The sequence below is a fragment of the Streptomyces sp. JH14 genome (genome assembly GCF_029428675.1).
Classification (GTDB): domain Bacteria; phylum Actinomycetota; class Actinomycetes; order Streptomycetales; family Streptomycetaceae; genus Streptomyces.
Map to the genome: position 1 here is coordinate 129,793 of NZ_JAJNEL010000002.1, position 20,459 is coordinate 150,251.

The following is a 20,459-nucleotide window of genomic DNA, read 5'->3' on the forward strand; positions in this document are numbered from 1 at the left end:
GCCGGAGGGTGCGGATACCGCAGCCGCCGGCCGGTTCGTGTCCCGCTGGGGACGTCGGTCAGTCGTGGAAGGTCTCGCCCTTCTCGGCCTTCTCCACCAGCAGCGCGGGCGGCAGGAACCGGTCGCCGTACTTCTCGGCGAGTTCCCGGGCGCGCGCCACGAAGCCGGGCAGGCCGCCCTCGTACCCGTTGATGTACTGGAGCACGCCTCCGGTCCACGGCGGGAAGCCGATGCCCATGATGGAGCCGATGTTGGCGTCGGCGACCGAGATGAGGACGTTCTCCTCCAGGCAGCGGACGCTGTCCAGCGCCTCGGAGAAGAGCATCCGCTCCTTCATGTCCTCGAACGGGACGTCGGCGTCCGGCTTGGCGAAGTGCTCGCGCAGCCCCGGCCACAGCCCGGCCCGCTTGCCGTCCTCGTCGTACGCGTAGAAGCCCGCGCCACCGCTGCGTCCGGTGCGTCCGAACTCGTCGACCATCCGGTCGATGACGGCGTCCGCAGGGTGCCCGGCCCAGGTGCCGCCCGCTTCCTCGACCGCGCGCTTCGTCTCGTTGCGGATCTTGCGCGGCAGGGTCAGCGTCAGCTCGTCCATCAGCGACAGGACCTTCGCCGGGTAGCCGGACTGCGCCGCGGCCTGCTCGACCGACGCGGGCTCGACGCCCTCGCCGACCATGGCGACACCCTCGTTGATGAACTGGCCGATGACACGCGAGGTGAAGAAGCCGCGCGAGTCGTTGACGACGATCGGCGTCTTCTGGATCCGGCGGACCAGGTCGAAGGCGCGCGCCAGGGCCTCGTCGCCGGTCTGCTCGCCCTTGATGATCTCGACCAGCGGCATCTTGTCGACGGGCGAGAAGAAGTGCAGGCCGATGAAGTCGGCGGGGCGCGTGACCCCTTTGGCGAGGACCGTGATCGGCAGGGTCGAGGTGTTGGAGCAGAGCAGTGCGTCGGGCTCGATGATGTCCTGGATCTCCTGGAACACCTTGTGCTTGAGCGCGGTGTCCTCGAAGACCGCCTCGATGACGGCGTCGCAGCCCGCCAGATCGGCGGGGTCGCCGGTCGGGGTGATGCGGGACAGCAGCTCGTCGCGCTTCGCCTCGGTCGTACGGCCCCGGGAGAGCGCCTTGGCGAGCAGCTTCTCGCTGTAGGCCTTGCCCTTGGCGGCCGCCTCGGTGGAGACGTCCTTCAGGACGACCTCGATACCGGCGCGGGCGCAGGAGTACGCGATGCCGGCGCCCATCATCCCGGCGCCGAGGACGGCGACCTTCCTGACCTGGCGCTCCTCGATGCCCTTGGGGCGGTTGGCGCCGGAGTTGACGGCCTGGAGGTCGAAGAAGAACGCCTGGATCATGTTCTTCGAGATCTGGCCGGTGACGAGCTCGGTGAAGTACCGGGCCTCGATGGTCAGCGCGGTCTCGAAGTCGACCTGGGAGCCCTCGACGGCGGCGGCCAGAATGTTGCGCGGGGCAGGCATGGGGGCGCCTGCGAGCTGCTTCTTCAGGTTGGCCGGGAAGGCGGGCAGGTTGGCGGCGAACTTCGGGTGGGACGGAGTGCCGCCGGGGATCTTGTAGCCCTTGACGTCCCAGGGCTGCTGGGACTCGGGGTGGGCGTCGATGAACGCGCGGGCCTTGTCCAGCATCTCCTCGGGCGTGGCAGCGACCTCGTGGACGAGGCCGTTCTCCAGGGCGCGCCGCGGGGTGTACTGGGTGCCCTGGAGGAGGACCTTCAGCAGCGCGTCGGCGACGCCCATGAGGCGTACGGTGCGGGTGACACCGCCGCCCGCGGGCAGCAGGCCGAGGGTGACCTCGGGCAGGCCGATGCGGGAGCCGGGCGCGTCGAGGGCGACGCGGTGGTGGGAGGCGAGCGCGATCTCGTAACCGCCGCCGAGGGCCGCTCCGTTGATGGCGGCGACGACGGGGATGCCGAGGGTCTCGATGCGGCGCAGCGAATGCTTGATGGCGGTGCCGACATCGAAGGCGTCCTGCGCGTTCTCGGGACCGACCTTGATCATGTCCTTGAGGTCGCCGCCCGCGAAGAAGGTCTTCTTGGCGGAGGTGAAGATGATGCCGCGGAGGGAGTCCTTCTCGGCTTCCGCGCGGTCGGCGATGGCCGCGATGGAGTCCTTGAAGGCCTGGTTCATCGTGTTGGCGGACTGGTTGGGGTCGTCGAGTACGAGGGTGACGACGCCGGTCTCGTCCTGTTCCCAGCGGATGGTCGTGCTCTCGGTCATTGCGGTGTTCTCCGTAAGCAAGGGGTGGCCGGGGCGGTCAGAGACGCTCGATGACGGTGGCGATGCCCATGCCGCCGCCGACGCAGAGGGTGGCGAGGCCGTACCGCTTGTCCTGGCGCTCCAGTTCGTCGATGAGCGTGCCGAGGATCATCGCGCCGGTGGCACCGAGCGGGTGTCCGAGCGCGATGGCGCCGCCGTTGACGTTGATCTTGTCGAGGGAGAGCCCCATGTCCCGGGCGAAGCGCAGCACGACACCGGCGAACGCCTCGTTGATCTCGACGAGGTCGATGTCGTCGATGGTGAGTCCGGCCTTCGCGAGTGCCTTGCGGGTGGCGGGGGCGGGGCCGGTCAGCATGATGGTCGGCTCGGAGCCGGAGACCGCGGCGGAGACGATCCGGGCGCGCGGCGTGAGGCCGTACCGCTCGCCGGTCTCCTTGTTGCCGATGGCGACGAGTGCGGCGCCGTCCACGATGCCGGAGGAGTTGCCCGCGTGATGGACGTGGTCGATCTTCTCGACCCAGTGGTACTTCTGCAGCGCCACGGCGTCGAAGCCGCCCAGCTCGCCGATGGTGGCGAACGAGGGCTTGAGCGCGGCCAGCGAGTCGGCGGTGGTGCCGGGGCGCATGTGCTCGTCGTGGTCGAGGACGACGAGGCCGTTGCGGTCCTTGACCGGGACGACGGAGCGCGCGAAGCGGCCGTCCTTCCACGCCTCGGCGGCCCGCTCCTGGGAGAGCGCGGCGAACTCGTCGACGTCGCGCCGCGAGAAGCCCTCGATGGTGGCGATGAGGTCGGCGCCGACCCCCTGCGGGGCGAAGCCGGTCTCGTAGTTGGTCATCGGGTCCATCGCCCAGGCGCCGCCGTCTGAACCCATGGGCACGCGGGACATGGACTCGACGCCGCCCGCGAGGATCAGGTCCTCCCAGCCGGAACGGACCTTGGCGGCAGCCAGGTTGACGGCTTCCAGACCGGAGGCGCAGAAGCGGTTCTCCTGGACGCCGGCCACCGAGTCCGGGAGTCCGGCGGCGATCGCGGCGATCCGGGCGATGTCGGAGCCCTGGTCGCCGAGCGGGCTGACCACGCCGAGGACGATGTCGTCGATGGCGGCCGGGTCCAGGCCCGGGAACCGGTTGCGGATTTCGTGGATGAGGCCGACGACGAGGTCGATCGGCTTGGTGCCGTGCAGGGCGCCATTGGCCTTGCCGCGGCCGCGCGGGGTGCGGATCGCGTCGTAGACAAATGCTTCGGTACTCAAGACAGCAGCCTTTCGGGGGTGGTCGATCGTCGGGGTCAGGCGAGCAGCGAGCGGCCGATGATCTCCTTCATGATCTCGGTCGTTCCGCCGTAGATGGTCTGGATGCGGCCGTCGGTGAACGCCTTGGCGACCCGGTACTCCGTCATGTAGCCGTAGCCGCCGTGGAGCTGGAGGCAGCGGTCGGCGACGCGCTTTTGCAGTTCGGTGGCCCACCACTTGGCCATCGAGGCGTGTACGGCGTCCAGCTTCCCGTCCGAGTGATCGACGATGCACCGGTCGACGAAGGTCCGGGTGACGGCGCACTCGGTGGCCATCTCGGCGATCTCGAACCGGATGTGCTGGAGCTTGGAGAGCGGCCGCCCGAAGGCCTCGCGCTCCTTGACGTACTGGGTGGTGATCTCCAGGAGGTACTCGGCGGCGGCGATCCCGGCGACCGCTATGCCCATCCGCTCCTGGGCCAGGTTGGTCATCAAATGAATGAACGCGCCGTCGCGCTTCCCGAGCAGGTTCTCCTTGGGGACGCGGACGTCGTTGAAGAACAGTTCGGCCGTGTCCTGCGACTTCTGGCCGATCTTGTCGAGGTTGCGGCCCCGCTCGAAGCCCTCCGTACCGCGTTCGACGACGATCAGCGAGAGCCCCTTCGCACCGCCCTCCGGGGTGGTCTTCGCGACGACGACGACCAGATCGGCGAGGATGCCGTTGGAGATGAACGTCTTGGAGCCGTTCAGCAGCCAGTGGTCGCCCTTGTCCTCGGCGGTGGTGCGGATGCCCTGGAGGTCGGAGCCCGCGCCGGGTTCGGTCATCGCGATGGCGGTGATGATCTCGCCGCTGCAGAAGCCGGGCAGCCAGCGCCGCTTCTGCTCGTCGGTGGCGAGGCCGGTCAGGTAGGGGCCGATGATGTCGTTGTGCAGGCCGAGCGCGAGCCCGGGGGCCCCGGCCCGGGTGAATTCCTCGGAGAGGACGGCGCTGTAGCGGAAGTCGGTGGTGCCGCCGCCCCCGTACTCCTCGGGAACGGCGAGGCCGAGCAGTCCCTGCCGGCCGGCCGCGAGCCAGGCCTCGCGCGAGACGATGCCGTCCTTCTCCCACTGCTCGTAGTACGGGAGGACTTCCTTGGTCAGGAAGGTGCGGACGGTCTCGCGGAACGCTTCGTGTTCCTCGGTGAAGATCTGCCGCTCCACGGCGGGCCTCCTAGAGCCAGTTCTTGACGGTGGAGATCAGCCGGGCCGGATCGGACCCGACCGGGATGACGTTGAGCATGGTGACGCCCGACTCGCGGAACGCCTCGATGCGGTCGCGCACATAACCCTCGGGCCCGCACAGCGACATGAGCTCACAGAATTCGTCCGGGACGGCGGCCTCCGCCTCCTTCTTCTTCCCGGAGAGGTAGAGCTCCTGGATGAGCGCGGCTTCCTTCTCGTACCCGTACGCGACGGCGAGGTCGTTGTAGAAGTTCTTGCCCTTGGCGCCCATGCCGCCGACGTACAGCGCGATCTGCGGGCGGGCGAGGTCCCTGAGTGCGGCAGCGTCGTCGCCGATGGCGAGCAGTCCGCCGGCGACGGTCTGCAGCGGTCCGCGCGCCGGGTCGCGCCGGGCTGCGCCTTCGGCGAGGGCCGCGCCCCACACCTGCTGGGCCTTCTCCGGGAGGTAGAGGGTGGGCAGCCAGCCGTCGGCGATCTCTGCGGTCAGCCGGACGTTGGCGGGACCCAGCGAGGCGATGTAGAGCGGGATCTCCTCACGCACGGGACGGGTGAGGATCTTCAGCGGCTTACCGAGGCGCCCGCCCTTCTCCTCGGGCAGCGGCATATCGGTGATGCCGTGGTGGTCGATGACCTCGCGCCGCCAGATCCGGCGGCACAGTTCCACGGTCTCGCGGGTCCTGCCGAGCGGCTTGCCGTACGCCTTGCCGTGCCAGCCCTCGACGACCTGCGGCCCGGACGCGCCGAGCCCGAGCAGTGCCCGGCCGCCGGAGATCGCATCGAGTCCGGCGCCGGTCTGGGCGATCAGGGCAGGGGTGCGGGAGTAGACGTTGAGGATCGCCGCACCGATCTTCATGTGCTGGGTGCGGGCGGCCAGATAGCCCATGAGGGTGGGCGAGTCGAAGCCGTACGCCTCGGCGACCCAGACGGCGTCGAGTCCGGCGGACTCCAGCGCGGCGACCTGGTCGCAGGCCTCGCGCGGGTCGCCCGCGTAGTTCAGCGGCAGGGAGAGTTCCATCAGTGGGCGGTGTCCTTCCGGGGCCGGTGCATGCTCGGTACGTCCCAGTCGCGGGCGACGTCCTCGGTGTCCGCGCCGGGCTGCGCGGGTCCGCTGCGTACGGAGACGGGGGTGGCGGAGAAGCGTGGCGCGGGGGCCGGCTGGGTGAGGCCGCTGTGCTCGACGAAGGTGGAGCGGGCGGCGAGGTGCGGGTGGTGCGGGGCCTCGCGGAGCGAGAGGACCGGCGCCACACAGGCGTCCGTGGCTTCGAAGACCTCGGTCCACTCCGCGCGCGTCCGGGTCCTGAACCGGTCGGCGACGACCGTGCGCAGCTCCTCCCAGCGGGTGACGTCCTTGCGGTCCGGGACCTGGTCCTCGATGCCGAGGAGCTTGGTGAACTCGTCGTAGAACTGCTGCTCCAGCGGGCCGACCGCCATGTACTGGCCGTCGGCCGTCTCGTACGAGCCGTAGAACGGACAGCCGCCGTCCAGGAGGTTGGAGCCGCGCCGGTCCTGCCAGCCGCCGGCCGCCAGCATCCCGTGGATCATCGTGGCGAGGTGGGCGGCGCCGTCGACGATCGCCGCGTCCACGACCTGACCCGTGCCGCCGGGGGTCCGCGCGTGCTGGAGGGCGGCGAGGACGCCGACGACGAGGTAGAGCGAGCCGCCCGCGTAGTCGCCGACCAGATTGGCGGGGACCGTGGGCGGCTCGCCGGGCTTGCCGATCATGGAGAGCGTGCCGGTGAGGGCGATGTACGCGATGTCGTGTCCGGCCCGTTCGGCGAGCGGCCCGTCCTGGCCCCAGCCGGTCATCCGCCCGTAGACGAGCTGCGGGTTACGGGCCAGACAGGCGTCGGGACCGACGCCGAGCCGTTCGGCGACGCCCGGACGGTAGCCCTCGATCAGGATGTCGGCGCGTTCGACCAGGTCGAGGACCCGGCCCGGGCCGTCCTCGGCCTTGAGGTCGACGAGCACGGAGCGTTTGTTGCGGTTGGTGAGGTCGCAGGAGGGGTCGATGCCCAGCCCCGGGCCTCCGGGCCGGTCGACCCTGACGACGTCGGCGCCGAGGTCGGCGAGGAGCATCGCCGCGAACGGACCGGGGCCGATGCCCGCCATCTCCACCACGCGTACGCCCGCCAGTGGGCCGCGCTCTGTCGTTGCCATCAAGCCCCCAGCGGTGTGACACAACTGATGTAACAGCGATGATGCTAAGAAGACGCCGCGCTCCGCACAACCCCTTGGACCGAGCAAGCGCTTAGTTCCTCTTCCCGATCCTCCCCCACGAGCGCCGCCCGGTTGCACACCGCCACGACCCCCTCGGCTACCCTCTGCCTGCTACATCGGCGGCGGCGCCCTGCGGAGGCACTCGTGAACAGGCAGAACGGGGCAGAACGCCCTTATGACATAGTCCTCTTCGGCGCCACCGGCTTTGTGGGTGCGCTCACCGCCGAATATCTCGCCGCGAACGCTCCCGACGGCTGCCGCTGGGCGCTGGCGGGCCGCAGCCCGGCCAAGCTGGAGAAGCTGCGGGAGCATCTGACCGCCGTCGATCCGCGCTGCGCGGAGCTGCCCCTGCTGCGCGCGGACGCCGACGACCCCGACGCGCTGCGCGAACTCGCCGAATCGGCGCACGTGGTGGCCTCGACGGTCGGCCCGTACGTCTGGCACGGCGAGAAGCTCGTGGCCGCCTGCGCCGAGGCCGGTACGGACTACGCGGACCTGACCGGCGAGGCGGAGTTCGTCGACCGGATGTTCCTGGAGCACGACGCCCGGGCCCGTGAGACCGGGGCACGGCTCGTGCACGCCTGCGGCTTCGACTCCGTACCGCACGACCTCGGGGTGTACTTCACCGTCCAGCAACTGCCGCAGGACGTGCCGCTGACGATCGACGGGTTCGTCCGCAGCAATGCCGTCTTCTCCGGCGGCACGTTCGCCTCCGCGCTCACCGCGATGGGCCGCGGCCCGCAGATGCTGCGCACCGCCCACGAGCGCCGGCTGCACGAACCGCGCCTGGTCGGCCGCCGCGCCCGCGCCCCGCTCGGCACCCCGCACTTCAGTGGGGAGACCGGCACCTGGGCACTGCCCCTGCCGACACTGGACCCACAGGTCGTCGAACGCTCGGCGCGCGGGCTCGCGCGGTACGGTCCCGACTTCCGCTACCGCCATTTCGCCTCGGTGAAGAGCCTGCCGGTGGCACTCGGCGGAACGGCGGCGATCGCCGCTCTGCTGGGTGCGGCGCAGCTGCCGGCCGCGCGGAACTGGCTGATGGACCGGTACCAGCCGGGCGAGGGCCCGGACGCGGAGCGTCGCAGGCGGAGCTGGTTCACGGTCCGCTTCGTCGGCGAGGGCGGCGGCCGTCGCGTCTTCACCGAGGTGTCCGGCGGTGACCCCGGCTACGGCGAGACGGCGAAGATGCTCGCACAGTCCGCGCTCTGCCTCGCTCTGGACGAACTTCCACCGACGTCCGGGCAGGTCACCACGGCTGTCGCGATGGGCGACGCGCTGCTGGAGCGGCTGCGCGGGGCGGGGCTGCGCTTCCGGGTCGCGGCGGTCCGCTGAGCGGACCGGCGCCGGGGCGGGTGGGCCGATCCGGGGATCAGAGCGCCCAGGACACGAGCGTGCAGATCATCGAGACGGTCCACACCACTCCCGCGAGGACACCCAGGGTCATGCCGATGGCGAGGCGCCGCTGGGCGACATAGACGGTTCCGGGACGTGTGGTCGTTCGATGATCGGTCATGCGCACCAGAATGCCGGTCATGATCGACGAGCGATATCCGTACACATACTCAGATGCGGGGCCCGCGGGCACTCGTGGGCGCGTTTCCGCAGCCCTCAGGCGGTCGCTTCCCTGAGAGCCCGTCTGCAGAGCGCGTCGGCCCTTCGGGTGGTCTCCGGCTGGCGGAAGTCCCTGGCCAGCCGGAGCGTGTGCGCGCAGGCGTTGTCCAGACCGGTCCGGTGTCCGACGGATACGTACACCGGTTTGGTGCCGTCCTGGGTGCGCAGCGCCCGGCCCACCTCCTCGTCCCCGTCGAGGAGCGGGGAGGAGTCGCCGCGCCGGGGGCCCGGCTGTTCGTAGGTGAAGGTGAACGGGTTCTTGGCGACGCCGAAGACGGGGAGCCCGGTGAGCACGCCCAGATGACTGGCGAGCCCGAAGCGGCGCGGGTGGGCCCTGCCGTAGCCGTCACAGACGACGAGTCCGGGGTCGACCGGAAGTGCCTCCAGCGCATCCAGCACGGTCGGGATCTCCCGGAAGGCGAGCAGTCCCGGGATGTACGGGAAGGTGACCCGGCCGATGGCGGTGGCCTCCGCGATCACGTCCAGCGTCGCCGCGTCGAGCACGACCGCCGCCGCCACGACGACATCGCGCTCGTCGTCGTAGGCGACGTCCACTCCGGTCACCCGTCCCGCGCCGGGCGGCGGCCCCGGCTCGTCGAGCACCACCCGGGCACGCAGGGTGTCCTGGATGGCGCGGGCTTCGGCTGCGTCGGCGGGCATGCGGAACGTCGTCATGGTGCCGGCCAGCTTAGAAGTCCCGCCGGAACGGGCCGTTGGCGGTGTGCCGTTCATGCGCGCACTCGCGTGGGCATGTACCGCCCCCGTCGAGCGGGGCGACGCGCTGCTGGAGGTGCATGTCGCCCGGCCGGACGCGCGGTATGTGGCCGGAGTCCTCCTCGCGTCCGGCCGCAGGAACCCGCGCGAGGAAGGGTGACCCTCGCCGTCGGGGACGACCGCGCGCAGTTCGGGAGAGCGCGGCGGCCGACCCCTTCGTCACCGGGGCGTGTGCGCGTACCGGATCACGGAGTTCATCGCGACGAAGACTTCGGACGGACCCGCCCCGCACCGACGGCGGTTGTCCTGAGCCCCGTCCTTCGACGGGCCCCTGACGACGATGACCAGGTGTCAGTGCAGCCGGGCGATCCGTCCCTTCTCGCCCGCGGCCCAGCAGCCGCCGTCGTGTGTGCAGTCCACGGTGTCGTACGAACCGGTGTCGACCGTGTGCCAGGTGCGTCCGCCGTCGGTCGTCAGATCCGTCCCGGTCGGTCCGACGGCGAGTGCCGTGGCGCGGGCGTGCGGGATCCAGGCGACACCGGAACGGTAGGCGGCCGGCGGGGTGGTGGACCGCTGCCAGCTGCGGCCTGCGTCGCCTGTGACGGCCGCTGCGTCCGGCGACGGCTGATCGGCGCGGTAGTCGCCGCCCACCGCGATGCCGTGGGTACGGTCGCGGAAGGCGAGCCCGAAGACGCCACGGGCCGGGTCCCCGGCCGGGATGGTCGATGCGGTCACCGTCCAGTTCAGTCCGCGGTCGGCGGAGTGCAGTACCCGCGCGGTGGCCGCGCCGCCCGTCGCCAGCCAGACGTCCTTCGGCCCCGAACTGACCAGGCACTGACCGCCGGCGGCGAAGCCCGCCTCGCCCGTCTGCGCCACCGGCATCCCGGCCGTGGGCAGCAGCGTCCAGCTGCGGCCTCCGTCGGCGGTGGACAGGATGCGGAATCTGCCGTCGACCGGATCGCTCATGGCGAGCCCGTGCCGACTGTCGAAGAAGGTAAGACAGTCGTAGAAGGCGCGGGAGTCGGTGTTGCGGAAGGACTCGGTCCAGGTGGCCCCGCCGTCGTCCGTACGGAACACGCGGGAGGCCTCGCCCTCCCCGATGGCCAGTACCACCGCACGCCGCGCGTCGAAGGCCTCGATGTCCCGGAACTCCAGGGCCTCCTCCGTCGCGCCGGGCGGCGAGACGTCGTGCCAGTGGCGGCCGCCGTCGGTGGTGCGCAGGACCGTGCCCTTCGAGCCCGCGGCCCACGCGGTGCGGCTGCTGACGGCGGAAAGGCCGCGGAAACGGGCGTCGGTCCCCGTCTGTGTGAGCGTCCACGCGGGGCGGTGGCCGGGCCCCGGCTCCCCCGGCGCCGCCTGCGCTGCCGACGGTGTGACCAGTGCTGCGGTCAGTGCCGCCCCGCACAGTCCCCATGACATCAGTCGTATCGTCTTCCCCTTGGGCCTCATGGCGCAGGAAGCTAACGCACCGACAGAACGCCGTCCAGGGTGCGCCGCCGGACAGGAAGCCGTGCAGTCCCGGGTGCCGGCGGTGACGAAGCTCACGTCACCTCCGGTGCACGGATCAGAGGCTTCCGTCGTCTCAGTCGATGCCGGGTACCGTCCGCGGCCGCGAGAGGGAGCAGGTCTTGTCCACCGTTATCGAACAGTCCGTGCAGGCGCGCATGGTCGCATCCGCGCCGCGGATGGAGACGCTGCCGGCCACGCTGCAGTACGACCGCAGGGACCCGTTCGCCGTCCGTATGGCGTTCCCCGCCCCGGCGACGCTGGAGGGTACGGAGGTCTCCTGGGAGTTCTCCCGCGAACTGCTGGCCGAGGGCATGGACGCGGCGGCCGGTGTCGGGGACGTACGGATCAGGCCGTTCGGTTACGACCGCACGGTTCTGGAGTTCCATGCCGCCGAGGGCATCGCGATGGTGCATGTCCGCACGGCGGAGTTGCGTCACTTCCTCGAACGGGCGCAGGAACTGGTCCCGTCCGGGCAGGAGCACCGGTTCCTGGACCTCGACCGGAGTCTGGCGGACCTGTTCGGCGGGCCGCGCTGAGCGGAGTCCGGCGACCGGATCCCGACGCTCCGCGTCGGCTCCGTCCTCCGCGCTGCAGCTGCACGAACCCGACCCCGCTCCCTGATCCAGCCTGATCCAAACGAAAGACCCGAGGCCCGGTCAGTCCTTCTTCACCGCTTTGATCTCCACCAGGTTCCGGCCGTCGCAGTACGTCACCTCGCCGGGCGTCACCGCGGAGAACGGGATGCAGTCCGACGTCCCGCGCCAGCGCACCGTGCCGTCGTAGCCGACCAGCAGAAGTTTCCGCCCGTACTGGAAGAGGTCGCCGCTCACCTGCCGGGCCCCCGCCCCCAGCGCCTCGGTCCGCCTGCGGTCGGCGAGCGCGGGGTCGAGCGGACGGTCGGGGCGGCCGGGGGCGCGGATCAGGTCCGGCGAGCCCCTGCCGTCCGCCGCGACCGCGTACGCCCCTTCGGCGAGCCGGCGGGGTTGATGCTCCGGGCCGAAGTACGGGTCGACGACCAGGGCTCCGCCCCGCACGGGCAGCACGAGGTCGAAGGCGGTCTTCAGCGGCAGACCGGGGTTCCAGCGGCAGCCGGTGTGCGGATCGCGTGCGGCCTGCGGCTGGTCCCAGACGAAGTCGTAACGCCACCCCTTGTGTTCGTCTCCCGGCGGCGCAGCTGCCAGGACGGTCGCGCGGCAACTCCCCTTGGCCGGCGCGGTGACCAGGAAGGTCCGGTAGTTGGCCTGGGCGACCCGGTCGACGGTCCCGGCCGGAGGGCGCAGGCCGGGTATCCACACCGGGCGGTGCGTCTCCTCGTCCAAGGTGCCGACCCGGTCCTTGCCGATGACCAGCGGCCCGCACAGCCCCGGGGCCGCATCGCGACCGCCCAGCGCATCCGCGCCGCACGGGGTCCGTACCCGGTACGCCCCCGGAATGCTGCTGCTCCACTGCCGCGTCCCCCGGTACATGTCCCAGGCGGTGAACCGGCATCCGGCCGCGGAGCAGGTGGCCGCCCCGATCGTCGGCCCGGTGGTGCCGGGCAGCAGCAGAACCCTGCTGTCCGGGGGCAGCGGGTGCCTCCAGAGGAGGACGCCGCTGCTGGGCTCGGCGAGGGCGACGGCGGTCGGATCCGTCCGGCCGGTGCGTCCGCCGATCAGCACGATGCCCTGGAGGAGACCGACCGCCGAGTGCGGCCGGCCCGGCAGCCGCGAGGTGATCGCGAACTCGGCAGGGAGCGTAGCCGTCCAGCCCTTCACCGGGCCGTGCACTCCCTCCTCCGCCTCCTGCGGGATCCGGGCGAGCTTGCGCCCCTCGCCGATGAGCCCCTCACGGGCCTCCAGCAGCGACCAACTGCCGTCCGGCCCCGGCGGGACGGTCAGCGGAATGCGCCGTTGCTCGGCGGGGACGGACACGCCGTCCCCGAACCTCGGTGGCTGCGGTGCGAAGCAGCCGGTGAGCACCGCGCCGGCGCAGAGCACCGTGAGCGCCCTCAGGGCTCTGCCCGTCCGGTGACCTGTCATCGTCCGCCCCCGTCCTGCCGCACGCACCGGCGCGGCCGGACCAACGTAAATCGGTTGCCGTGCCGCGAGGCCCCGTCCTACCGTTCGTGACGTCCTTGTTGTCGTCTGATCGGAGAAGGACGTTGCTCTTCTGAGGTCGTGAGACACCGCGTCGCTCGCCGTGTCCGGACGCTGCAGGCCCGTTCAGGTCTGTCAGGTCCGTCGTGCCTGCGCGCCGGAGTATGACCTCAGCTCTTCGAGCCGTCCTCCGCGACCGGGGCTCCCCGTTGGCCGTGCGCCGTGCGCCGTGCCCGTGGAACGCCCTGACCGGTGTCTCACCCGTTGCCGCCCATCCGCCGTCGCAACCGGGAGATCCTCATGTCTACATCCATGACCCACATCGCCTGTTCATCGCTCGCTTTCGCCTGGCCGGACGGCAGTGAGGTCTTCGACGACTTCCACCTGTCCGTGGGACCCGGCAGGACCGGGCTCATCGGTGTCAACGGCTCGGGAAAGTCCACGCTGTTGCGGCTGATCGCCGGTGAACTCGCCCCCACCGAGGGCCGTGTCCGGACCCTGGGAGAGATCGGCTACCTGCCGCAGAACCTCGTTCTGGACACGGCGCTGCCGGTCGATGCGGCCCTCGGCATCGCCGCCGCCCGGGCCGCGCTGCACGCCATCGAGGCGGGTGACGTCCGCGAGGAGCGGTTCGCGGCGGTGGGTGACGACTGGGACGTGGAGGAGCGCGCCCGCGCCACTCTCGATCAGCTCGGCCTCGCTCACATCGGCCTCGACCGCACGATCGGTGAGATGTCGGGCGGCGAGTGCGTGCTGCTGCGCCTCGCCGCACTTCTGCTGGCCCGTCCCGGGGTGCTGCTGCTGGACGAGCCGACGAACAATCTCGATCTGTCCGCCCGCGGGCGGCTCTACGAGGCGATCGACGCGTGGACGGGTGTCCTGGTCGTCGTCAGCCACGACCGCGAACTCCTGGATCGCGTCGACCAGATCGCGGACCTGCGGGACGGCTCGGTCACCTGGTACGGCGGAAACCTCACAGCGTACGAGGAGGCGCTCTCCGTCGAACAGGAGGCAGCGGAGCGGATGGTGCGGGTCGCCGAGGCCGACGTGCACCGGCAGAAGCGTGACCTGGCCGAGGCCCAGATGAAATTGGCCCGGCGAAGGCGCTACGGGCAGAAGATGTGGGACACCAAGCGCGAACCGAAGGCGGTCATGAGCACACGCAAGCGGGCCGCCCAGGTGTCTGCGGGCAAGCACCGCATCCTGCACGCCGGGAAGCTGGCGGAGGCGAAGGAACGTCTCGACGACGCCGTCGAGGCGGTGCGGGAGGACGACGAGATCCGGGTCGAGTTGCCGAACACCAAGGTCCATCCGGGCCAGGGTGTGCTGGTGCTGCGCGATCTGGAACTGGCGTACGGGGCGCGGGTGCGCGGCGAGTTCGAACTGCGCGGACCCGAGCGGATCGCCCTGGTGGGCCGCAATGGTGCGGGCAAGACGACGCTGCTGCGGACCGTCGCGGGTGAACTGGCGCCCGTGTCCGGTGAGGCGACCGCCCACCTGCCGCTGCGTTTTCTTCCTCAGCGGCTGGATGTGCTCGACGACGGACTGAGCGTGGTGGAGAACGTGGCACGGTTCGCACCGGACGCCACGGGCAACCGCATCAGGGCGAAACTGGCGCACTTCCTCTTCAAAGGGGCGCGGGCGGACCGGCCCGCGGGCACCCTGTCGGGCGGGGAGCGCTTCCGGGCGACGCTGGCCGCACTGCTGCTGGCCGAGCCGGCGCCCCGGCTGCTGATGCTGGACGAGCCGACCAACAATCTGGACATGGCGAGCGTGCGCCGCCTGACAGAGGCCCTGGCCTCGTACGAGGGGGCATTGATCGTGGCGAGCCACGATGTGCCGTTCCTCGAGTCGCTCGGGATCACGCGCTGGCTGCTGCTCGACGGCGATCTGCGCGACACATCGGTGGAGGAGGTACGCGCCGGGCGCTGAGCAGGAATGGGGGTGGGGGCCGGGCCCCACCCCCTTGCCCCACATCGGTGAGTACGCCAAGCTCGACGGGTTCCGCGAGATGCCTCTCCGTACACCAGCACGCCTCTTGCGGCCTGCACACATAACGGTACGTAATCGGACTTCGGGCAGACGGGGTTGGCGGGGGCCTTACTCGCGCTTTAACCTACGCTCTCGTAACCTACGAGGCCGTAGGTAAATCTCCCGTCCCCAGGAGCCCCCGTGACGATCACTTCTCCCCACCTCGGCAGTTCACAGGCGTGGACCGACGCCCAGCTGCTGTACGCCCTGGAAGAGGTGGTGGAGAAGGAGCTCAACCGCCATCTCAAGGTCGCCAAGGACTGGATGCCCCACGAGTACGTCCCCTTCTCCGACGGCCGGAACTTCCCGGGAATCTTCGAGGACGGCGAGGCCTGGCAGGCCGACCAGTCGAAGGTCACCGACATCGGCAGGATCGCGCTGGTCGTGAACCTGCTGACCGAGGACAACCTTCCGAGCTACCACCACGAGATCGCCTCCCTCTTCGGCCGTGACGGTGCCTGGGGCACCTGGGTGCACCGCTGGACCGCCGAGGAGGGCCGGCACGGCATCGTGATGCGCGACTACCTGCTCACCTCGCGCGCGGTCGACCCGGACAAGCTGGAGCAGTTCCGGATGGCGCACATGGCGGAGGGCTTCGAGTCCGACAACCGCCACTCGATGCTGCACTCGGTGGCGTACGTCGCCTTCCAGGAGCTCGCGACCCGCGTCTCGCACCGCAACACCGGTCACCAGTCGGGCGACCCGGTCTGCGACCGCATGCTGGCGCGCATCGCCACCGACGAGAACCTGCACATGGTCTTCTACCGCAATCTGCTCGGCGCGGCCTTCGAGCTCGCCCCGGACCTGACGATGCAGGCCGTGCGCGATGTCGTGGTCAACTTCCGGATGCCCGGCCACGGCATGCCCGGCTTCGAGCGCGCGGCCGCGCAGATGGCGATCGGCGAGATCTACAACATGCGGATCCACCACGACGACGTGATCCAGCCCGTGCTGCGCTACCTCAAGGTCCTGGACATCGACGGGCTGGGCCCGGACGGCCTGAAGGCGCAGGAGGAGCTGGGGCTGTACATGGGCGGCCTCGACAGCGAGGCGGCCAAGTTCGACGAGAAGCTGGCCGCGCGCAAGGCACGGATGGCGGCCCGCGCGAACGCCTGACCCACCCCTCCCCGCAGGTTCCCGACGGCCCACGAGCCCGCTCACTCGTGGGCCGTCTCCCGTTCACTCGTGGGCCGTCACCCGTGCGTCCTCACGGATCATTTCGGCCGCTCGCTCGGCGATGGCCACGGTGGGCGCATGGGTGTGGCCGCGGGTGATGCGCGGCATCACCGAGGCGTCGACCACCCGCAGGCCTGCCACGCCGCGCACCCGCAGCCGGGGGTCGGTCACGGACTCCGCGTCCTCGCCCATCCTGCAGGTGCCGACCGGATGGTAGAGCGTCTCGGCGCCGGTACGGATCGCCTCGGCGAGGCGGGCGTCGTCGACCGGGCCGGGGTACGGGCCCATCGGACCCGAGGTGTGCGCGGACAGGGGCGCGGCGGCGAACAGGGCCTCGGCACGGCGGACTCCGGCGATCATGCGCTGCAGGTCCGCGTCGGCGGTCAGATAGCCGGGGTCGATGCGGAGCCCCGAGCCGCTGCCGGAGGTGTCGGGGTCCAGCGTGATCCGGCCGGAGCTCTCGGGTTGGAGCAGGACCACGCCGATGGTGATGCCGTGTTCGGTGGGCGGGGTCAGGCCGTGGTCGATGAAAGGCGCCGGCGCGAAGATCAACTCCAGGTCGGGGGCGGCGAGTTCCGGGGTGGACCGGATGAACGCGACGGCTTCGGCGAGGTTCGAGGTGAGCGGTCCGCGTCGCGCCAGCAGGAAGCGCCCGACATTGGCGAGACTGTCGGCTCCGGTCATGGTCACCGGCTGCGGGCAGTGCACGGTCACGGCGAAGGAGAGATGGTCCTGGAGATGGCGGCCCACGTCCGGGGACGCGACCCGTACGTCGATGCCGGCCCGGTTCAGCTGATCGGGGTCGCCGATGCCGGAGCGCAGGAGCAGCTGCGGTGATCCGATGGCTCCGGCGCTCAGTACGACCTCACGGCGGGCCTTGAGCGTGGCCGCACCGGGGCCGCGTCCGGTGACGACTCCGGTCACGCGCGTGGAGTCGTCGTCGAAGGCCAGGCCTTGGATGCGCGTGCCGGTGAGGATGTCGAGGTTGGCCCGGCGGCGTGCGGGCCCGAGGTAGCCGTCGGCGGCGCTCCAGCGGCGGCCCCGACGGATGCTGACCGGGGTGGCGGCACAGCCGCTGTGGTCGGGGGCGTTCAGCTCGGGAAGGAACGGCAGACCGTCGAGTGAGCAGGCGTCGAGGAAGGCCGCCGTCAGCGCGCTGGGGGCGCGGGGCGGCGAGATGTAGAGGGGCCCCTCGGTGCCGTACACCGTGCCATGGCCCGTCGGGCCCGTCCACCGCTCCGCACGGCGGAAGTAAGGTACGAGCGCCTCGTGGGACCAGTCCGGCCCGGCGGACCCGGCCCACGTGTCGTAGTCGTCGCGGTGGCCGCGCACCCACATCATGGCGTTGATCGACGAGCATCCGCCGAGGGTGTGGCCTCGGGGCCAGTACAGCTCGCGGCCGCCGAGGGCCGGTTGCTCCACCGTACTGAAGTCCCAGTCGTACGCGGTCTTGAACAGCTTCGGGAAGGCTGCCGGGATCCGGATCTCCGGCTTTCGGTCACGCCCGCCCGACTCGACGAGCGCGACCCGGACGGTGGGGTCCTCGGAGAGCCGCGCGGCCAGCACACAGCCGGCCGATCCCGCCCCGACGACGATGTAGTCGTACTCGCTCAACTCGGCTCCTCCTGGGGCTGTGGACTCAGGATCGCGCAGGGCCGAATTGTGGCACGCACAGAGGGACTTCAGCCCCGGTTGCGCTCAACTCGGCGCAGCCGCTCCCGCTCCTTCTCCGACAGTCCGCCCCAGACGCCGAACCGCTCGTCGTTGTCGAGGGCGTACTCCAGGCAGGCCACCCGGCCCTCGCAGGCGTTGCACAACTGCTTCGCCTCGCGCGTGGAGCTGCCGGGGGCAGGAAAGAAGAACTCGGGTCCCGCTTGCGCGCAGAGCGCAGTCTCCTGCCAGGCGAGTGCGGGGTCGGTCACGGTGTTGATCAGCATGGCGCACACAGTGCCCGGTCGCGATAAACGACTGATCAACGATGCATCAATGCGGGCTCGTGCGTGCCGGGAGCCCCGTCCTGGCACGTACGGCCCTCATGACCGCGCCCGCACGCCGCGCCGGCGCAGCTGCCGGAGCGTTCCCAGCGCGTGCGGGAACGTCCGCCGCGGCCTGCTGCACCCGGTCCGACGCCGTCCGCCCGCGCCCCGGGCGGCCGTCGCTGTCATCGGCCCATGGCACGATATGTCTCACTCGGGCAGCTGTCGGGCAAGGCGGCAGCAGGGCTGCGCGGACAGAGGATCGTACGTACATGAAAGAGGCCGGGGAGACGGGTACCGGGGCTCCGAAGGGGAAGGCCGCCCGGGAGCTGCTCGCGCAGGCCGGGCAACTGCTCGGCTCGGCGCGTGCGGTGCTGGCCGATCACACCCGCGCCGTCGACGCCGTACACGCCGCTCTCGCCCCGGTCCTCGACTCGCTGATCCGCCGCGAGCTGGCTGCCATCCCGGTCTCCCGGCTCAAGGACGTCACCGAGGGCCGGTTGCGGATCGGCGCCGTCGAGCAGGCCGGTTACACCACCGTCGGCCAGGTCCACGAGGCCAACCGGTACGAGCTCCGTCAGATCCCCGGTGTCGGTGCGCAGACCGCCGACCAGGCGCTCGCCGCCGCGGGCCAGATCGCCCACGCGGTGCGGGACACGGTCGCCGTCCGGATCGATGTGGAGGCGCCGGACGAGTCCGCCACCGACCTGATCACGGCCCTGCACCGGCTGGTCGAGGCAGGCCCGGACGTGCGGCGGGCGGTGGACGCGGCGCGGCGGCTCGTCGGCGGGCTGGAGCCCCTGCTGGCGGAGGCCGCACCGGCGCGCGGGCGGCTGCGCATGGTGTTCACCGGACGGCAGGCCCGCGCTACGGCGCTCGCCGCCGTCGCCTCCGTGCGTGCCGTCGTCGCGGAGGCGACGGAGCGCGGACTTCCGCTGCTGTTCGGGCAGGTATCGGTCGATCTGCTGCGGGCTCCGGAGTCGGACCTCGCGGCCTGGGTCGACTTCGAGCTGCGCTCCGCCGAGTACTACAGCCTGCTCGCCGAGATGTCGGGCACCCGCCCCGACCGGGACGCCGCCGAGGGGTTCCTCCCGGCCAGGATCGCGGACCGGGTGCGGGGCCTGCGGCTCGACGACGCGCACCTGCGGGTCTCCCTGCGCGGCTACCAGTCGTTCGGCGCCCGTTTCGCACTCGCGCAGAAGCGGGTGATCCTCGGCGACGAGATGGGGCTCGGCAAGACCGTGCAGGCCATTGCCGCGCTCGCCCACCTCGCGGCACGGGGCGAGACGCACTTCCTGGTGGTGTGTCCGGCCAGCGTACTGATCAACTGGACGCGGGAGGTCCGGTCCCGTTCCACGCTGCGGGTCCTGCCGGTGCACGGCCCCGAGCGGCAGGAGGCGTTCGCCGAGTGGCACGAGCGCGGCGGGGTCGCCCTCACCACGTTCGACGCGCTGCACACCCTGCCGGCCGCCCGGGACGGCGGGAAGCGGCCCGGCATGCTGGTCGTCGACGAGGCCCACTACGTCAAGAACCCGGCCACGCGCCGTTCGCGCGCGGTGTCCGGCTGGGCGGGGCGCACGGACCGGGTGCTCTTCCTGACGGGTACGCCGATGGAGAACCGGGTCGAGGAGTTCCGCAGCCTCGTCCGCCACCTCCAGCCCGAACTGGCCCCGTCGATCACCACCACCCACGGTGTCGCCGGATCGCACGCGTTCCGCAGGGCCGTCGCGCCGGCCTATCTGCGCCGCAACCAGGAGGACGTGCTGACCGAACTCCCGGCGCTGGTGCAGGTCGACGAGTGGGAGGAGTTCAGCGCGGCCGACCTCGACGTCTACCGCGAGGCGGTGACCGCCGGGCAGTTCATGCGGATGCGCCGGGCCGCGTACGCCCGCCCGGAGACGTCGGCGAAGCTGAACCGGCTGCGCGAACTGGTCACGGAGGCGGCCGGCAGCGGGCTCAAGGTCGTGGTCTTCTCGTACTTCCGCGAGGTGCTCGCAACGGTCCGGGAGGCCCTGGGCGAAGGCGTGTTCGGTCCGGTCTCCGGGAGCGTTCCGGCCGTCCGGCGGCAGGAACTGATCGACGAGTTCAGTGCGGTCGACGGCCATGCGGTGCTGCTGAGCCAGATCCAGGCCGGGGGCGTCGGCCTGAACATGCAGGCCGCGTCCGTCGTCATCCTCTGCGAGCCGCAGATCAAGCCGACGATGGAGCACCAGGCCGTGGCCCGTGCCCATCGGATGGGACAGATACGTACGGTCCAGGTGCACCGGCTGCTCGCGGCGGACAGCGTCGACCAGCGGATGCTGGACATCCTGGCCCGCAAGGAGCGGCTGTTCGACGCGTACGCACGGCGCAGCGACGTCGCCGAGACGACGCCGGACGCCGTGGACGTGTCGGAGGGGAGCCTGGCCCGGCAGATCGTCGAGGAGGAACAGCTGCGCCTCACGACGCGCGCGACGGAAGGCTGAC

Annotated in this window: 17 protein-coding genes; 6 read left to right on the forward strand and 11 right to left on the reverse strand. The window is 71.1% G+C overall.

Annotated elements, in window-relative coordinates; all coding sequences use genetic code 11:
- Positions 1-58: 58 nt before the first annotated feature.
- Genes LRD69_RS30195 through LRD69_RS30215 form a run of 5 tightly spaced genes read right to left on the reverse strand, consistent with a single transcriptional unit; the run spans position 59 to position 6,838 of the window.
- Positions 59-2,230 (reverse strand): 3-hydroxyacyl-CoA dehydrogenase NAD-binding domain-containing protein, encoded by a 2,172-nt coding sequence (locus LRD69_RS30195; RefSeq protein ID WP_277330025.1) that lies wholly within the window; start codon positions 2,228-2,230, stop codon positions 59-61.
- 37 nt (positions 2,231-2,267) lie between these two features.
- Complete coding sequence (locus LRD69_RS30200; protein WP_266999679.1) at positions 2,268-3,482, reverse strand: acetyl-CoA C-acetyltransferase; 1,215 nt, start codon at positions 3,480-3,482, stop codon at positions 2,268-2,270.
- Positions 3,483-3,517: 35 nt separating this feature from the next.
- A complete protein-coding gene (locus LRD69_RS30205) occupies positions 3,518-4,660 on the reverse strand; it encodes an acyl-CoA dehydrogenase family protein (protein WP_277330026.1) in 1,143 nt (380 codons plus the stop codon).
- A 10-nt stretch (positions 4,661-4,670) separates the two neighbouring features.
- Positions 4,671-5,696, reverse strand: coding sequence for an LLM class F420-dependent oxidoreductase (locus LRD69_RS30210; protein WP_277330027.1), 1,026 nt, complete (start codon positions 5,694-5,696; stop codon positions 4,671-4,673).
- Positions 5,696-6,838, reverse strand: coding sequence for a CaiB/BaiF CoA-transferase family protein (locus LRD69_RS30215; RefSeq protein WP_277330028.1), 1,143 nt, complete (start codon positions 6,836-6,838; stop codon positions 5,696-5,698). The genes LRD69_RS30210 and LRD69_RS30215 overlap by 1 nt, the downstream gene beginning before the upstream one ends.
- Positions 6,839-7,042: 204 nt before the next feature.
- Here LRD69_RS30215 and LRD69_RS30220 point away from each other — a divergent pair, with 204 nt between their 5' ends.
- Positions 7,043-8,233 (forward strand): saccharopine dehydrogenase NADP-binding domain-containing protein, encoded by a 1,191-nt coding sequence (locus LRD69_RS30220; RefSeq protein WP_277330030.1) that lies wholly within the window; start codon positions 7,043-7,045, stop codon positions 8,231-8,233.
- Positions 8,234-8,270: 37 nt separating this feature from the next.
- Here the strand turns inward: LRD69_RS30220 and LRD69_RS30225 are convergent, their stop codons facing one another.
- Together LRD69_RS30225 and LRD69_RS30230 are read right to left on the reverse strand one after the other, a co-directional pair.
- Positions 8,271-8,414, reverse strand: a complete 144-nt coding sequence (locus LRD69_RS30225) for a hypothetical protein (protein ID WP_277330031.1) — start codon at positions 8,412-8,414, stop codon at positions 8,271-8,273.
- Positions 8,415-8,509: 95 nt separating this feature from the next.
- Positions 8,510-9,187 (reverse strand): endonuclease V, encoded by a 678-nt coding sequence (locus tag LRD69_RS30230; protein ID WP_277330032.1) that lies wholly within the window; start codon positions 9,185-9,187, stop codon positions 8,510-8,512.
- Positions 9,188-9,242: 55 nt separating this feature from the next.
- Between LRD69_RS30230 and LRD69_RS31120 the strand changes: the two genes are divergently transcribed.
- Positions 9,243-9,386: a hypothetical protein gene (locus LRD69_RS31120; RefSeq protein ID WP_346771943.1), complete on the forward strand. Its 144-nt coding sequence runs from the start codon at positions 9,243-9,245 to the stop codon at positions 9,384-9,386.
- A 191-nt stretch (positions 9,387-9,577) separates the two neighbouring features.
- Here the strand turns inward: LRD69_RS31120 and LRD69_RS30240 are convergent, their stop codons facing one another.
- A complete protein-coding gene (locus tag LRD69_RS30240; RefSeq protein WP_277330033.1) occupies positions 9,578-10,675 on the reverse strand; it encodes an oxidoreductase in 1,098 nt (365 codons plus the stop codon).
- A gap of 179 nt (positions 10,676-10,854) precedes the next feature.
- Here LRD69_RS30240 and LRD69_RS30245 point away from each other — a divergent pair, with 179 nt between their 5' ends.
- Positions 10,855-11,271: an SsgA family sporulation/cell division regulator gene (locus LRD69_RS30245; protein ID WP_277330034.1), complete on the forward strand. Its 417-nt coding sequence runs from the start codon at positions 10,855-10,857 to the stop codon at positions 11,269-11,271.
- A 120-nt stretch (positions 11,272-11,391) separates the two neighbouring features.
- On the opposite strand, the gene LRD69_RS30250 is transcribed toward LRD69_RS30245, so the two are convergent.
- Positions 11,392-12,753, reverse strand: a complete 1,362-nt coding sequence (locus LRD69_RS30250; protein WP_277330035.1) for a hypothetical protein — start codon at positions 12,751-12,753, stop codon at positions 11,392-11,394.
- Between the two features lie 357 nt (positions 12,754-13,110).
- On the opposite strand from LRD69_RS30250, the gene LRD69_RS30255 reads away from it, so the two are divergent.
- Both LRD69_RS30255 and LRD69_RS30260 read left to right on the forward strand, forming a co-directional pair.
- Positions 13,111-14,742: an ATP-binding cassette domain-containing protein gene (locus LRD69_RS30255; protein ID WP_277330036.1), complete on the forward strand. Its 1,632-nt coding sequence runs from the start codon at positions 13,111-13,113 to the stop codon at positions 14,740-14,742.
- Between the two features lie 240 nt (positions 14,743-14,982).
- Positions 14,983-15,957, forward strand: coding sequence for an acyl-ACP desaturase (locus LRD69_RS30260; protein ID WP_277330037.1), 975 nt, complete (start codon positions 14,983-14,985; stop codon positions 15,955-15,957).
- A gap of 63 nt (positions 15,958-16,020) precedes the next feature.
- On the opposite strand, the gene LRD69_RS30265 is transcribed toward LRD69_RS30260, so the two are convergent.
- On the reverse strand, positions 16,021-17,631 hold the full coding sequence (locus LRD69_RS30265) for a GMC family oxidoreductase N-terminal domain-containing protein (protein WP_277330038.1): 1,611 nt from the start codon (positions 17,629-17,631) through the stop codon (positions 16,021-16,023).
- Between the two features lie 68 nt (positions 17,632-17,699).
- Positions 17,700-17,954 carry a WhiB family transcriptional regulator gene (locus LRD69_RS30270; protein WP_277330039.1) on the reverse strand — a complete coding sequence of 85 codons (255 nt, stop codon included), beginning with the start codon at positions 17,952-17,954 and terminating at the stop codon, positions 17,700-17,702.
- Between the two features lie 311 nt (positions 17,955-18,265).
- Here LRD69_RS30270 and LRD69_RS30275 point away from each other — a divergent pair, with 311 nt between their 5' ends.
- Complete coding sequence (locus LRD69_RS30275) at positions 18,266-20,458, forward strand: DEAD/DEAH box helicase (protein ID WP_277330040.1); 2,193 nt, start codon at positions 18,266-18,268, stop codon at positions 20,456-20,458.
- Position 20,459: the final 1 nt, after the last annotated feature.